General features: G+C 66.7%; 16 protein-coding genes. 8 read left to right on the top strand and 8 right to left on the bottom strand.

All coding sequences use genetic code 11. The features are described 5' to 3' along the window. Positions 1 to 49: 49 nt before the first annotated feature. The 3 genes from ispF to LK459_RS14015 are packed head-to-tail and all read right to left on the bottom strand — an operon-like array spanning position 50 to position 1,765. Positions 50 to 514, bottom strand: a complete 465-nt coding sequence (gene ispF / locus LK459_RS14025; protein WP_227919001.1) for a 2-C-methyl-D-erythritol 2,4-cyclodiphosphate synthase — start codon at positions 512 to 514, stop codon at positions 50 to 52. Continuing rightward, complete coding sequence (ispD, locus tag LK459_RS14020) at positions 511 to 1,245, bottom strand: 2-C-methyl-D-erythritol 4-phosphate cytidylyltransferase (protein ID WP_227923751.1); 735 nt, start codon at positions 1,243 to 1,245, stop codon at positions 511 to 513. The genes ispF and ispD overlap by 4 nt, the downstream gene beginning before the upstream one ends. A 31-nt stretch (positions 1,246 to 1,276) precedes the next feature. Beyond that, positions 1,277 to 1,765: a CarD family transcriptional regulator gene (locus LK459_RS14015; RefSeq protein WP_005204805.1), complete on the bottom strand. Its 489-nt coding sequence runs from the start codon at positions 1,763 to 1,765 to the stop codon at positions 1,277 to 1,279. Between the two features lie 354 nt (positions 1,766 to 2,119). Here LK459_RS14015 and LK459_RS14010 point away from each other — a divergent pair, with 354 nt between their 5' ends. Together LK459_RS14010 and radA are read left to right on the top strand one after the other, a co-directional pair. Beyond that, the gene (locus LK459_RS14010; RefSeq protein ID WP_227918999.1) at positions 2,120 to 2,821 is read left to right on the top strand and encodes a hypothetical protein; all 702 of its coding nucleotides are present in this window, start codon (positions 2,120 to 2,122) and stop codon (positions 2,819 to 2,821) included. 84 nt (positions 2,822 to 2,905) lie between these two features. Beyond that, positions 2,906 to 4,291: a DNA repair protein RadA gene (gene radA, locus LK459_RS14005; protein WP_227918997.1), complete on the top strand. Its 1,386-nt coding sequence runs from the start codon at positions 2,906 to 2,908 to the stop codon at positions 4,289 to 4,291. A gap of 138 nt (positions 4,292 to 4,429) precedes the next feature. Here radA and LK459_RS14000 read toward each other — a convergent pair whose 3' ends face one another. After that, positions 4,430 to 4,978, bottom strand: coding sequence for a PaaI family thioesterase (locus LK459_RS14000; protein WP_039994248.1), 549 nt, complete (start codon positions 4,976 to 4,978; stop codon positions 4,430 to 4,432). Between the two features lie 66 nt (positions 4,979 to 5,044). On the opposite strand from LK459_RS14000, the gene disA reads away from it, so the two are divergent. Next, positions 5,045 to 6,145: a DNA integrity scanning diadenylate cyclase DisA gene (gene disA / locus LK459_RS13995; RefSeq protein WP_007239784.1), complete on the top strand. Its 1,101-nt coding sequence runs from the start codon at positions 5,045 to 5,047 to the stop codon at positions 6,143 to 6,145. A gap of 22 nt (positions 6,146 to 6,167) precedes the next feature. On the opposite strand, the gene LK459_RS13990 is transcribed toward disA, so the two are convergent. Together LK459_RS13990 and LK459_RS13985 are read right to left on the bottom strand one after the other, a co-directional pair. Further along, positions 6,168 to 6,920, bottom strand: a complete 753-nt coding sequence (locus LK459_RS13990; protein WP_007239785.1) for a hypothetical protein — start codon at positions 6,918 to 6,920, stop codon at positions 6,168 to 6,170. Between the two features lie 129 nt (positions 6,921 to 7,049). Beyond that, complete coding sequence (locus tag LK459_RS13985) at positions 7,050 to 7,781, bottom strand: carbonic anhydrase (RefSeq protein WP_227918995.1); 732 nt, start codon at positions 7,779 to 7,781, stop codon at positions 7,050 to 7,052. Between LK459_RS13985 and LK459_RS13980 the strand changes: the two genes are divergently transcribed. Next, positions 7,780 to 8,673, top strand: a complete 894-nt coding sequence (locus LK459_RS13980) for an HhH-GPD family protein (protein ID WP_227918991.1) — start codon at positions 7,780 to 7,782, stop codon at positions 8,671 to 8,673. The genes LK459_RS13985 and LK459_RS13980 overlap by 2 nt on opposite strands. Before the next feature lie 123 nt (positions 8,674 to 8,796). Continuing rightward, positions 8,797 to 10,038 (top strand): DUF2189 domain-containing protein, encoded by a 1,242-nt coding sequence (locus tag LK459_RS13975; protein WP_227918990.1) that lies wholly within the window; start codon positions 8,797 to 8,799, stop codon positions 10,036 to 10,038. A gap of 39 nt (positions 10,039 to 10,077) precedes the next feature. Here LK459_RS13975 and LK459_RS13970 read toward each other — a convergent pair whose 3' ends face one another. Beyond that, the gene (locus LK459_RS13970; protein ID WP_227923749.1) at positions 10,078 to 10,887 is read right to left on the bottom strand and encodes an alpha/beta fold hydrolase; all 810 of its coding nucleotides are present in this window, start codon (positions 10,885 to 10,887) and stop codon (positions 10,078 to 10,080) included. 65 nt (positions 10,888 to 10,952) lie between these two features. Here LK459_RS13970 and LK459_RS13965 point away from each other — a divergent pair, with 65 nt between their 5' ends. The 3 genes from LK459_RS13965 (at position 10,953) to LK459_RS13955 (ending at position 13,576) form a co-directional block, all read left to right on the top strand. Beyond that, entirely contained in the window at positions 10,953 to 11,261 is a 309-nt protein-coding gene (locus LK459_RS13965) for an antibiotic biosynthesis monooxygenase family protein (RefSeq protein WP_227918989.1), read from the top strand. 69 nt (positions 11,262 to 11,330) lie between these two features. After that, complete coding sequence (locus LK459_RS13960) at positions 11,331 to 11,942, top strand: LON peptidase substrate-binding domain-containing protein (RefSeq protein WP_227923748.1); 612 nt, start codon at positions 11,331 to 11,333, stop codon at positions 11,940 to 11,942. Between the two features lie 140 nt (positions 11,943 to 12,082). Then, complete coding sequence (locus tag LK459_RS13955) at positions 12,083 to 13,576, top strand: aldehyde dehydrogenase (RefSeq protein ID WP_227918988.1); 1,494 nt, start codon at positions 12,083 to 12,085, stop codon at positions 13,574 to 13,576. Between the two features lie 18 nt (positions 13,577 to 13,594). Here the strand turns inward: LK459_RS13955 and LK459_RS13950 are convergent, their stop codons facing one another. After that, complete coding sequence (locus LK459_RS13950) at positions 13,595 to 14,365, bottom strand: glucose 1-dehydrogenase (protein WP_227918987.1); 771 nt, start codon at positions 14,363 to 14,365, stop codon at positions 13,595 to 13,597. Between the last annotated feature and the right edge of the window lie 40 nt (positions 14,366 to 14,405).

The following is a 14,405-nucleotide window of genomic DNA, read 5'->3' as shown; positions in this document are numbered from 1 at the left end:
GATTCTACCGGTCGCAGATCTCAGACCTGCGCCGGTGAGCCCGGTCGGCTCAGCCGCGGGTGACCAACGCCGTCGCCACTGCGGCGACACCTTCGCCGCGACCTGTCATGCCGAGTCCGTCAGTTGTCGTGGCCGAGACCGATACCGGAGCGCCGAGGGCGTTGCTTAGCGCGTCCTGGGCCTCCGCTCGACGCGGGCCGATCTTGGGCTTGTTCCCGATGACCTGCACCGCTCCGTTGACCACCGTGAACCCGGCGTCGGAAACCAATTGCGCGACATGCGCGAGCATCGTCGTGCCAGAGACCCCGTCCCACTCGGGGCGTCCTGTACCGAAGACCGATCCGACATCGCCGAGACCCGCCGCCGACAGCACGGCGTCGCACAGCGCGTGCGCGCCGACGTCACCGTCGGAGTGCCCGGCGCATCCGGGCGTGTCGGGAAAGAACAACCCAACCATCCAGCACGGGACGGTCGGGTCCAGGGCATGTGCGTCGGTACCGATACCGACCCTCATGAACGGACTCCTTGCGAGAAGACGCCTCCGTCAGACGAGCTCTCCGGTCGGGGATTCGCCACACGGAGACGTTCTGCCACCAGGTCGCGTGCGACACGAAGGTCCCACGGTGTGGTGATCTTGAATGCCAGTGGATCGCCGACCACGACGTGTACGTCGATGCCTATCCGCTCGACGAGTCCTGCGTCGTCTGTTGCGAGACCCGCATCGCCGGCGTGGGCTGCCGCCAGGGCTTCACGGGCGAACCCCTGCGGAGTCTGGACCGCGCGGAGCGGTTCACGGTCGACGGTGTCGAGAACCCGTCCGTCGTTGTCGACACGCTTGAGCGTGTCGACAACGGGCAGTCCGGGGACCACCGCCCGATGTCCGGAGAGGACCGCGTCACGCACCCGGCGAAAAACGGCGGGAGGTGTCAGCGGCCGCGCCGCGTCGTGCACGAGCACGATGTCGGCGTCGCCGCTGATCGCGAGCCCGGCTCGCACCGACTCGGACCGGTGCGCTCCCCCGGCCACCACGATTGCAGACGGAACGAGCTCGGCTGCGCGCTCGACCAGATCGGCAGGAACGACGACGACGATCTCGACGTCGATGCTCCAGTCTCGAACGCCCGCCACACAATGCTCGAGGATTGTCGAACCGGCGAGATCGACGAATGCTTTCGGCTGGTCGAGTCCCAACCGTGTGCCCGATCCCGCGGCGGGGATGATGACCCTCGTCGTCGGCGCGGTCACAGCCGCCACATCGGTCAGTTGATCGTCAGCGTCACGACGCTGCGGCCAGCACCTCGTCGAGAATGCTGGTGGCTCTCTCGTCGTCGGTGTTCTGCGCGAGGGAGAGTTCGTCGACCAGCACACGACGAGCGCGGGTCAGCATGCGCTTCTCGCCTGCGGACAGACCACGGTCCTGCTCGCGACGCCACAGGTCGCGAACGATCTCGGCCACCTTGATGATGTCTCCGGAGATCAGCTTCTCCTGATTGGCCTTGAAGCGACGAGCCCAGTTGGTGGGCTCTTCGGTGTGCGGCGCCCGCAGCACCTGGAACACCTGGTCGAGACCCTCTTCACCGACGACGTCTCGGACGCCGACGTATTCCAACTTGGTCGAGGGAATCTGAACGGTCATATCACCATCGGCAACCTTCAGAACGAGGTATTCGATCTGCTCACCCTTGATGGTCCGGGTAACGATGTCTTCGACCCGAGCAGCACCGTGATGGGGGTAGACAACGGTGTCGCCAACTTTGAAATTCAATGTTCCATGCCCCTTTCGAGTAGGCCCAGTCTAGCACGGTGGTCATTTAGGTCACATCCAACGGTGCAGGTCAAGGCACTACTCCGAGCCCGCAGCCCAGCTCGGACCGGTGTTAGGGCAGGTGAGCGGGTGAGGCCATAACAGCCTCGGAGACAACACGCAAGAGCTCGTTTCACAGCCTCCGGATGAGCGATTCGCCGAACCGCCGACGCCCCGCCCGCGGGCGACGTCGAACGCGGCTCGCAGATACCAATCCGGTACCCCGTCGGGCTTTTGACGCGCCCGCCCACTACGCTGCGTAGTGCAGGGTTCGCGCCAAGCGATTTCGGCCTTTCGATTACCTGGGAGGAACGGGTGTCTGTGTCATCGCTCAAGGGGTCAACCGACGGTGGATCCACCCGACCGAGTCGTCGTGTGCGTCGCCTCGGCCAGGCCACTGTCATCGCCGCCGTCGGAATCGCGGTCGCTTTCGGCACAACCGGCTGCGGAGCGGGCCAGATCGCCCAGACGGCCAACCAGTTGCCCGCGGTCAACGGCAACAGCGCGAACCTCGGCAAGATCGAGCTGCGCGACGTGCAGATCATCTACCCCGCGCAGAATGCGGCGTCGGTCTTCGACAACGGCGGCCCGTTCGAACTGTCCTGGGTGATCGCCAACCAGAGCGAGATCGACACCTACCGTCTGACCAACGTGACCGCGCAGCAGGGCAACGTGACGCTCGAGGACAAGTACGACCTCCTACCCGGCAAGGCGCTGCGCGCGGGTGAACCCGCTGCGCTGATCCAGCAGACCGACATCCCCAACCCCGTCGAGGAGAAGCGCATGACCGCCACCCTCGACGGCACCGGCAAGTCCGTCGCTGTCGGACTGACCACCAAGCTGACCTTCAGCTTCGAGAAGGTCGACGCCAACGGCGCTACGACGCCGGTGGGTTCGGTCACGGTCGACACCCCGGTCGACTCCGGCACCTTGCTCACCCGTCAGGACAAGGTCCGCGAGGCCGAGAACCCTGCCGACGAGCACGCCGAGGAAGCCCCGAACGTCCTGCCCAACTGACACTCACCGCCACACGCATTCCTCACACAAGCCCCGGAGCAACCGCTCCGGGGCTTGTCGGTGCACTGCCCTAGTCTTGTCTGCGTGGCCAAACCCAAGTCGTCGTACCGTTGCTCGGCCTGCGGCCATACCGTCGCCAAATGGGTCGGCCGATGTCCAGAATGCGGCGAATGGGGCACCGTCGACGAGGTCGCGGCTCTGCCGTCGGCCACCGCATCGCACAGCGCCGTCGCACCGTCGAGTCCGGCGGTTCCCATCACCCAGGTCGACGCCGCCTCGTCGAATGCGATCCCAACGGGCATAGGCGAATTCGACCGCGTACTCGGCCGCGGTGTGGTCCCGGGGTCGGTGATCCTACTCGCGGGCGAGCCGGGGGTCGGGAAGTCGACGTTGCTTCTCGAGACCGTCAAGCACTGGGCTCGCAGTGGGCGTACCGCGTTGTACCTGACCGGCGAGGAGTCCGCCGGGCAGGTTCGGCTGCGCGCGGAGCGCACCGACGCTGTCCACGAAAACGTCTATCTCGCAGCCGAAACCGACCTCGCGACCGTACTCGGCCACGTCGACGCCGTCCGACCCTCCCTCCTCGTGGTCGATTCGGTACAGACGATGGTCGCCACCGGAACCGACGGCGTGACCGGCGGGGTGACGCAGATCCGCGCGGTCACCACGGCACTCGTCTCGCTGGCCAAGAACCGCGGGATCGCCGTCATCCTCGTCGGGCATGTCACCAAAGACGGCGCGGTCGCCGGACCGCGGTCGCTCGAGCATCTCGTCGACGTCGTGCTGTCGTTCGAGGGCGACCGCCACACGTCGCTGCGCATGGTCCGCGGCATCAAGAACCGTTTCGGTTCCGCCGACGAGGTCGGGTGTTTCGAGCAGCGCTCCGACGGCATCCACCAGGTCACCGATCCGTCGGGACTCTTCGTGCACCACCACGATTCGGACGTGAGCGGTTCGTCGGCGATCGTCGCGATGGACGGCAAGCGCGCTCTGGTCGGTGAGATCCAGGCGTTGCTCGCCGACTCGAAGATGGCCAACCCACGGCGTGCGGTGTCAGGTCTCGACTCCGCGCGTGCCTCGATGGTCCTCGCGGTGCTGCAGGGTCGGTCCGGGCTGCCTCTCGGCGAACGAGAGGTCTACCTGTCAACCGTCGGCGGCATGAAGGTCACCGAACCCGCCGCCGACCTCGGGATCGCGCTCGCGGTGAACTCCTTCATCAAGAACAAGCCGACGCCACGTACCACGGTCGCGATCGGCGAGGTGGGTCTCGCGGGTGAGGTGCGTCGTGTCTCCGCGGTCGGGCGTCGGGTGGCGGAGGCCAAACGATTGGGTTTCACGCACGCGATCATCCCGGCAGGCTCAGACGATCAGCTTCCCGAGGGCATCAGGATCACCCGCGTCTCAGTGCTCGCCGACGCGATGCGTGCAGCATTCGTCACCCCGGTCGACGCCTCCCGCGCCCCGTTCTGACCCGTACCCGTTCAGATCCGACCGTAGAGCCGGCCCACACGCCGCCCGAGTCGGTGGACGCGGTCGGTGTACCAACCGCGTTCCCCGATTCGGGCCGCGTCTACGACGCCGCCGCGCTGGGTGTGGCTCCCGGGCGACTCATGGCCGGGACATGCGCTGCTTGTACTCGTCGGCCATGGCGCTGTTGTCGACGTGCTGCGCGAAGTGTTGGCGCGCGTCGATGGTCACGAAGATGCTGTGCCCCGCCACGACCGGCTGCGACGGGTCGCCGAGGTGTCCCACGGCCTCGACATAGACCTTGCGGCGCTGCCTGCCGAGGATCTCCGCGCGCAGGTACAGCGTCGAACCGATCGGAACGGGCGCGACGAAATCGACCTCGAGGTGCACCGTGACCGCCGACGGTCCGACCAGCAGCGGGACCGTACCCATGACCTCGTCCATGGCCGTCGACAGGATGCCGCCGTGGATCACCCCCGGGCCGCCCTCGAATCGTGGCTCGACGCGCATCGACGTCTCGACCGCGAACCCGTCGGACGCGCGCACCTCGAGGTGCAGTCCCTGCGCCGATTCCGCACCGCAGCCGAAACACAGCGGATTGTGCATGCGGATCACCTGGCCGGGGGCAGCGGCCTTCGGGTGGCGTACCAGGGGGTCGAGGTCGGTGGGCACCACGAAGTCACGTCTCACGTGCCGTTACCCTAGTCTGCGACGGACCGCGACCTTCATGCGCGGCCGTGGAGAAGGGACCTGAGCATGAGCGACGTCGCGCGAACCGAGCCGGGCGCACGCTCCGAGCTGATGCGTGAGACGCTCGCCCGGGTGGCTCCCGGGACGGGGCTGCGCGACGGACTCGAGCGCATCCTCCGCGGCGGCACCGGCGCGCTGATCGTCATCGGACACGACTCCGATGTGGAGAAGATCTGCGACGGCGGCTTCCACCTCGACGTCGAATTCGCACCGACGCGTTTGCGCGAGCTCGCCAAGATGGACGGCGCGGTGGTGTTGTCGACGGACGGTAAGCGGATCGTGCGGGCCAACGTCCAGCTCGTCCCCGACCCGTCGATCCCCACCGAGGAGTCGGGTACCAGGCATCGGTCGGCCGAGCGCACCGCCATCCAGACCGGACACCCGGTGATCTCGGTGAGTGCGTCGATGTCGATCGTCAGCGTCTACGTCGACGGACTGCGCAAGGTGGTCGAGAGTCCCGACCCGATCCTCTCGCGCGCCAACGTCGCATTGTCGACGCTCGAGCGGTACAAGGCGCGACTCGACGACGTCAGCGCCGCGTTGTCGCGCGCCGAGATCGAGGACTACGTCTTGTTGCGCGATGCGATGTCGACCGCTCAACGGATGGAGATGGTCCGTCGGGTCTCGGCCGAGATCGACGACTACGTGCTCGAACTCGGCGTCAACGGTAGACAGGTGAGCCTGCAGCTCGAGGAGCTCATCGCCGAGAACGACACGATGCGCGAACTGCTGGTGCGCGACTACTACGCGAGTCCGGAACCTGCGACAACCGAGGAGGTCCGCAGCTCGCTGGAGGCAATCGAGGAACTCTCCGACGCCGACCTACTCGACCTCAGCCTGCTGGCGGGAGCGTTCGGGTATCCGACGACGATCGAGGCGCAGGACACCGCGATGAGTCCGCGCGGCTACCGCCTGCTGGCAGGTATCTCGCGGCTGCAATTCGCACACATCGATCGCCTCGTGCGCAGCTTCGGCACGCTGCAGGCACTGCTCGCGTCGTCTGCCGCCGACCTCCAGGCCATCGAGGGCATCGGTGGTATCTGGGCGCGCCACATCCGCGAGGGCCTGTCGCGACTGGCCGAGACGAGCATCGAGAGATTCGACTAGCGGCGACGCCCTGATCGGATGGCTACTGCTGGGCGGGTGCCACCACGTTGAACGTGATCGGCGCCGACTCCTTCTCGCCGATCTTGCCGATGGCCTGATACGAACCGACAGGCACCTGCACGCGCGGCTTGTCGCAACCCGGATTGCTCGTGGTCCCCGACCAGGTGATGGTGTCCTTGGCCTGCTGCTGCGGCTGCAACACAACCGTGTTCACATCCTTGAGCGGCGAACAGTCCTGCGCCGCCCACAGCGTGCGCGTGCCGTCGAGGGTTCGCACGACGACGTTCTGTGCCGCCTTCCCGACGTCGCGGGCGCACGCGGTCAGTCCGGCGTTGGTGGTGACGATCGTGAACACGGGCTGGTCGCCCACGGTGTATGTCGGCTTGTCGGTGTAGAGCACCACGGCGATGTTCTGGTCCGGGCACAGCGGCGTGCCGTCCGCTCCGACGGCCGGAGCCGCTGCGCTACCCGACGCCGGCGACGCACCCGGCTGGCCGGAGGCGCCCGCGGCCGCGCCGCCCCCTCCGCCCGTACCGCCACCCGACACCGCCCCACCGGACGGCGCGCCCGAGGATTCCGACGATCCGTACGCCGGACTCGTGGTGGTCGACATCGACGATGCCGATGCCGTGTTCGACGGCGACTTGTCGCCGCCGGAGGTCGTCCACACGATCAGACCGATGACCAGGGCGAGCGCGGCAACCGCGACACCACCGGCGACGATGCGACGACGCCAGTAGATCTCAGACGGAAGCGGGCCCTGCGGTTCGATCACGCGTCCACGCTAACGGCCAGTTTCTGCAGCACGGTTGACCCGATGCGGCGTGTCGCCGAGAAAAGCGCGCCTGACCGGCGCAAAGTCTAAAGGTTGACTCGAGCTGCGGCGTCCTGCCGCCGGCGCTCATCAGGCCGAGGCAGCCTCGTCCACGGCAGCGCCGTCCACTGCGGCCGATGCCGCGTCGGATGCTTCGTGGTGACCCTTGTGCACGTGTCCTTCGGGTCCGCCGATCTCGACGTAGCCCTGCCCGATGTCGCCGTAGGCACCCCGCAGCTGAACTGCGCCCTCGTTGAGCGCGTACGTCAGACCCACGATGGCGAGTTTCCCGTTGGCCACGCGGTCGGCGATGATCCGACTGCGCTGCATCAGCAACCGCCCCGTTTCGACGACGTGCCGTGCCTCGAACTCGTCGACCCTGGTCAGCCCCTCGCTGCGGCCCGCAAGGATGCTCGGCGTGACGCGTTCGACCACGTCGCGGATGTACCCGCCAGGAATCTGCAGGTCGTCGAGGGCGTCGAGCGTCGCTTTGACCGCACCGCAACTGTCGTGGCCCAGAATCACCACCAGCGGCACCTCGAGTACCTCTGCCGCGTATTCCAACGATCCCATCACCGCGGAGTCGACCACGTGGCCTGCCGTGCGGACGACGAACATGTCGCCGAGCCCCTGGTCGAAGATGATCTCTGCGGCGAGACGAGAGTCCGCGCAGCCGAACAACACCACGTGAGGGTGCTGGCCCGCGACGAGTCGCGCGCGGTCCTCGATACCCTGACTGGGATGTTCAGACTCTCCGTTGATGAAGCGCCGGTTGCCTTCGCGCAGCACGTCCCACGCCTGTTTCGGGGTCAATCCGATCATGCCGTTTAGTCTGCCACCTCAAGTGCTCCTGGGTTGGTTCGACGCCAACGAACGCGACCTCCCGTGGCGCGAGCCCGGGCTCTCCGGCTGGCAGATCCTCATCAGCGAGATCATGCTCCAGCAGACCCCGGTCTCGCGGGTCGTCGAACCATGGCGCGAGTGGGTGCGACGTTGGCCCGTACCGTCGGCGATGGCAGCGGCATCACCCGGCGACGTGCTGCGCGCGTGGGGCAAGCTCGGTTACCCGCGGCGCGCGCTGCGGCTGCACGAATGTGCGCGCGTGCTCTCCACCGAACACGACGACGTCGTGCCCGCCGACGTCGCGACGATGCTCACCTTGCCGGGCATCGGCGACTACACAGCCAGGGCCGTGGCCTGTTTCGCGTACGGACAGGCCGTCCCCGTCGTAGACACCAACGTCCGTCGTGTGGTCGCCCGAGCGGTCCACGGACGTGCGGAGCCCGGCAATCCGTCGAAGCGGGATCTCGCCGACGCAGACGCCCTGCTCCCCCGGGATGTCGACGGCGACTACGCGTCCTCGGCTCCGCGTTTCAGCGCTGCACTCATGGAGCTCGGCGCTCTCGTCTGCACCGCCCGAAAGCCCGATTGCGGGGCGTGCCCGCTGACCTGCGCCTGGGTCGAGGCAGGCAGACCCGCGCACGCGGGGCCGCCCCGGAGGGTGCAGAAGTTCGCGGGCACCGACCGCCAGGTTCGCGGCTTACTGCTCGACGTTCTACGCGGCACCGACGAGCCGGTCGTACGTGACAGGCTCGACGTCGTCTGGCTGACCGACACCGCCCAGCGCGACCGCGCACTCGACTCACTGCTGGTCGACGGGCTGGTCGAGATCACTGCCGACGGTCGTTTCTGCCTGGCAGGCGAGGCGGGATGAGCAACGTGCGCCGTGACGTGCCGTGAGGTTCGGAGGACCGTGGCTCGAATCGAGTCGCGACACGGCGAAGCTTTGGCCCGTCTATGTATTCACCTGGACGCCCGGTGTTGCTAATTTTGCTGGATGACTGAGCCGCCGAACGAGTCGACGCCTTCTTCCACACCCGATCCCGACAAGCCGTACGGGACTGACCCCGCGCCGGGCCAGCCGCAACCGGGCCAACCCGGAGCAGGCCAGCCTCAATACGGAAACCCCCAACACGGTGATCCCCAACCCGGAGATCCCCAGTACGGAAACCCCCAGTACGGGCAACCCGGTACGGGGCAACCGTCCTACGGGCAACCCCAGTACGGGCAGCCCTCCCCCGGACAACCGCAATACGGTCAGCCCGCCCCGGAACAGCCGCCATACGGACAACCCCAATACGGGCAGCCCCAGTACGGACAACCCCAGTACGGGCAGCCCCAGTACGGACAGCCCGGCCCGGAGCAGCCCCCGTACGGGCAGCCCCAATATGGGCAACCCCAGTACGGGCAACCGCAATATGGCACCCCGGCGCCGGGCTCGGTCCCCCCGGGCGGTACACCGCCGCCTCCCGCAAGTCCCTACGGCGCCGCACCCGGCTACGGCGCTCCCGTGCCCGGTGGTCCCGGCACACCGTTCAGCGTCGGTGAGAGCTTCAGCTGGGCATGGAGCCAGTTCAAGGCACACCCCGGCCCGATGATCCTGCCCGGCGTGATCATGGCACTCGTGGGAATTGTGTTCTGGGTCCTGATCTTCTGGGGATCGTCCATATTCGACACGACGACCACCAACACCGTGGGCGGTAGTGACTACGGCGGCTACAGCTACAGCTACGAGACGACGACAATGAGCGGCGGAGCGCTGGCGGGCCTGATCGCGATTTACATCATCGGGCTCCTGCTCCTGCTGTACATCCAGGTCTCGATCCTGTCCGGCGCCGTCCGCGTCGCGAACGGCGAACCGGTCGACGCGAAGTCGTTCCTGGTCCCGATCCGATTCTGGCCGGTCATCGGAACGACGATCCTCGTGGCCCTGATCACTTTCGTTCTCAGTTTCTGTGTGATCGGCGGAATCATCGCGGCGTTCTTCCTGCAGTTCGCCGTGCTCGCGACGATCAGTGAGCGTCTCTCACCCGCGGACGCGATCGGAGGGTCGTTCCGCGTGACCACGAACAGAATCGGCGACTCCATCCTCACCCTGATCATCGTGTGGTTGACGAACTTCGTGGGCGCGCTGCTGTTCGGCATCGGACTGATCGTCTCTGCACCGCTCGCGGCGCTCTTCCAGGTGCACGCGTACCGACGCATCGTCGGCGAGCCGATCGCCCCGCCCGCTCCTTGAGCGACCCGACAACCCGAATCAGATACGACGCCGAGCCGGTCAGCGATACGGCAGAGCAGAGAGAAACGCTTCGACGGCGCCCCGGAAGACCTCCGGGGCGTCGTCGTGTACGAGGTGACCCGATCCGCCGATCCTCAGGTGCGCGGCGTGGTCGTTGATCGAGGCCATCTTCCGCATCTGTCCCTCGGGGGTGACGGTGCGCTCCGCTTCGATCAACAGGCTCGGGACCGGTACGGCACGCCACTGTTCCCAGAACTCGCGCACACCCCACTCCTGCGCGATGGCCGTCCACGTGGCGAGCTGTCCGTGCAGCCTGCCGTCGTCGAATGCCTCGTAGAAGTATCGGCCCGCAACATCACCGAACATCTGACGCGCGTGCTCGAGCGAGTCGAACCGCTCGGGCCACGAATCGAACCACGGCGCCCACTCGTTGGTGGTGCGTCCACGGAAATCCGGGGCCATGTCCTCGACGACCAGCGCACTCACGAGTTCCGGGTACTCCGACGCAGCGCACCACGCGTGCAGCCCGCCCATCGAATGTCCCACCAGGACAGCAGGTCCGAGATCGATCCAGGTGAGTATCTCGGCGAGGTCGGCGACGAACCGCTCGGTCGAGATCTCCGCCGGGTCGGACATCGACGCAGCGTCGGCGCCGGTGTGGAACGCGGCGTCGAATGTGAAGACACGACCGTACCTGCGCAGCCACGGCACCTGGCGACGCCAGGTCCGACCGCGACCCATCAGGCCGTGCAACAGCACGATCGGTCCGACACCCGCCCCGTCCGACGACTGCTGCGTGTCGAGGCCACGGTCGGGACCACCGTGGTCGAGCAGTCCCGTCTCGGCCATCGCGTACGCAGTCACAGGAAACGAGGTTAATCAAAAGCGCGCGCATTCCGAACTAGGCTGAGGACATGACTGTTGTGAAGATCAACGCAATCCATGTCCCCGAGGGCGCGGGCCCCGAACTCGAGAAGCGTTTCGCCAACCGCGCGCACTCGGTCGACGGCTCGAAGGGCTTCCTGGGATTCCAACTGCTGCGGCCGGTCAAGGGAGACGAGCGGTACTTCGTCGTGACCCAGTGGGAGTCCGAGGAGGATTTCCAGGCATGGGCTGCCGGACCCGCCCGTGAAGCCCACTCCGGCGAACGCGCCAAGCCTGTCGCCAGCGGCGCCGACCTTCTGGAGTTCGAGGTCGTACTCGACGCGAAACCGTCTGCCTGACAATACGTGTCGCGGCACCCGCGTCGCGTTGATCCACCCTCCAGGGAGAGCCCGATGAGCGCACTGCCGATGTTCCCGCTCGGGACGGCGCTGCTGCCCGGCGAGGTATTGCCACTGCGGATCTTCGAACCGCGGTACCGACAGATGCTCGATGATTGCCTCGCGGTCGACGACGGCGCGCCCCGTTTCGGGGTTGTGCTCATCGCGCGTGGGTGGGAGGTCGGTGGCGGCGACGTCCGACACGATGTCGGAACGTTCGCGACCATCGACCTCGTCACCCGAGACCCCGATGGGCAGTCGTTCCTGCGCGGCGTCGGCACCCGACGTTTCCGGGTGACGGAGTGGCTACCTGACGACCCGTATCCACGGGCGGAGGTTTCAATCCTCGACGAGCCCGGCCTCGACAAGGCATCGCACGCCGAGGCGATCGCGCTCGGCGTCCGCATCCGGGAGGTCGTGGTCGACGCCTTCATCCGACGCGGCACACCCGTCCCCGACGACCTCCCGTCCTTCGACGCCGCAGATCTCCACGACGCGGGCCTGTTGGGGTGGGCGGCCAGACTCCCGATCGGCCCCGCCGACCGTCAGGCGCTTCTCGAGGCAGCCGACACCCCCGAACGGATCGCGGTGCTCGGCGATGCGGTCGAAGGTCTCGCCGCCCGCATCGCATTCGAGTCCTGATCTCGACACCAAAGTTAGAACGTGTTCTAGTATTGGATGTGCGGTGGTTCACACCTGTCCGCACCTCCCCGGGTCGAGTTCGATCATCCGCAGCGGGTCGAGTCGAGGGAACACATCGGGTACCAACTTCAGGAGCACGCATGACCCAGACCGTCGAATCACGTTCATCGAGCGACGCAGGCACGCCCGACGACCGCACGCAGCTCTACATCGGCGGCGAATGGGTACAACCGCATTCGACCGAGTCCCTCGAGGTGTTCTCGCCCGCAACCGGTGAGCGGGTCGCGTCGGTGCCACTCGCCGACGAGGTCGACGTCGACACCGCGGTGCGCACCGCGCGCGCGGCCTTCGAGTCAGGAGTCTGGTCACGGAAGTCCGCAGAAGAGCGCGCTGCGGTGCTCGACAGGGTCGCCGACATCATCGACGAACGCGCCGAAGCGATCTCCGCGCTGGTGTCGTCGGAGATGGGGGCGCCGCCTGCCGCCGTCGACATGTTGCAGAAGCTGCCGGGTACAGGCGTGCTGCGCTCGTATGCCGAAGCGGCCAGGAACTATGAATGGACCGAGTACCGCACCGGCCTGTTCGGCACCACCCGCATCACCCGCGAGCCGGTCGGCGTCGTCGGGGCTATCACCGCATGGAACGTCCCACTCTTCCTGGTCTGCAACAAGCTCGGCGCAGCGCTCGCAGCGGGTTGCTCCGTGGTGCTCAAACCCGCACCCGAGACCCCGCGGACGGCCAACGCTGTCGCCGAGATCTTCACTGAGGCAGGCGTTCCCGCAGGCGTGATCTCGGTCGTCCCCGGCGGACCCGAGACCGGCAAGGCCCTCGTCGCACATCCCGACGTCGACAAGATCACTTTCACCGGCTCGACCGCTGCGGGCCGTCAGATCGGTGCGGCGTGCGCCGAATCACTCAAGCGGTGTTCGCTCGAACTCGGCGGCAAGTCCGCCGCGATCGTCCTCGACGACGTCGACATCAACAACATCCCCATGATGGTTTTCCTCGGACTGTTCAATACCGGCCAGGCGTGTGTCGCACAGACCAGGGTCCTGGTGCCGGCGAGCCGCAAGGACGAGATCGTGGCGGCGATGATCGAGGCGGCCAAGGCCATGAAGGTCGGTCTACCCAGCGAGGCCGACAGCCAACTAGGACCGGTGATCAACAAGCGTCAGCTCGAGAAGATCGAGGGCTATATCGCCAAGGGCAAACAGGAGGGCGCCACCGCCGTTCTCGAGGGCGGGCGCCCCGAAGGACTCGACGCCGGCTACTTCCTCTCGCCCACGATCTTCACCGACGTCACCAACGACATGACCATCGCCCGGGAGGAGATCTTCGGCCCGGTGCTCTCGGTCATCACCTACGACGACGTCGACGACGCGATCGCCATCGCCAACGATTCCGACTACGGCCTCGCGGGTACCGTCTGGACCGCCGACGTCGAACGCGGCATCGAGATCTCGGAGAAGATCAGGACCGGCACGTTCGGGATCAACTTCTACGCCATCGACCCCGGCTCGCCGTTCGGCGGCTTCAAGAACTCCGGGATCGGCCGGGAATGCGGCCCCGAGGGTCTCGAGGCATTCGTCGAACACAAGTCGACGATGCTCCCGATGGGGTACCAGGTCTCCTGACACCGCTCTCGATGCCGCCTAGAGCAGCGAACTCACGAATCCGCCGTCGAGCACGAGGCTGCTGCCGTTGCACCACGACGACTCGTCCGAGGCGAAGAACGTCACCGCTGCGGCTACCTCTTCCGGCGTTCCGTAACGTCCCTGCTTCTGCGCCATGACTGCGTCGAAGCCGCCTTCCGGTAGTCCGAGGGCGGCTTCGAACAGCGGGGCGGCGGTGGTGACCAATTTCGTGTCGATGAAGCCCGGAAGTACGGCGTTGACCCGGATGCCGTGGGCCCGGAACTCCGCGGCGGCGGTCTCGGTGAGATTGCGTACGGCAGCCTTGGCCGCGGCATACGGCGCAATCAGTGCAGAGCCCGCGGTCGCTGTGATCGAGCTGATCGTCACGATCGAACCGCCGCCGGAGGCGATGATCGGCGGTGCGGCGTAGCGGATCGAGAGGAACACCCCGTCGAGATTTACCGACGTGGTCTTCCGCCAGTCGGCGTAGGACATCTCCGCGATGGGCTGCACGGAACCGACTCCAGCGTTGGGAACCATGATGTGCAGCGCGCCGAAGTGTTCCTGCGTGTCGGTGATCAGTTGCTGCACCTGTGCTTCGTCGGTGACATCCGTTGTGCACGCGATCGCGCCGTCGATCGAGTAGGCGACCGACTTGGCGGCGTCAGCGTCGATGTCGGAGACCACAACGCGCGCACCCTCCTGCCCGAAACGCCTGGCGATCGCGGCGCCCAGTCCTGCGCCTGCTCCGGTGACGACGGCAACGCGGCCATCTAGTTTCTGTGCCATGGATCTGTCTTCTTCCTCTACGGGTGTGGCGTTTGTCTAC

It is taken from the genome of Gordonia otitidis (genome assembly GCF_020735545.1).
In the GTDB taxonomy this organism is placed as follows: Bacteria; Actinomycetota; Actinomycetes; order Mycobacteriales; family Mycobacteriaceae; genus Gordonia; species Gordonia otitidis.
Note: the sequence above shows the minus strand (reverse complement) of the source record. Positions and strands in the feature narration are given on the sequence as shown.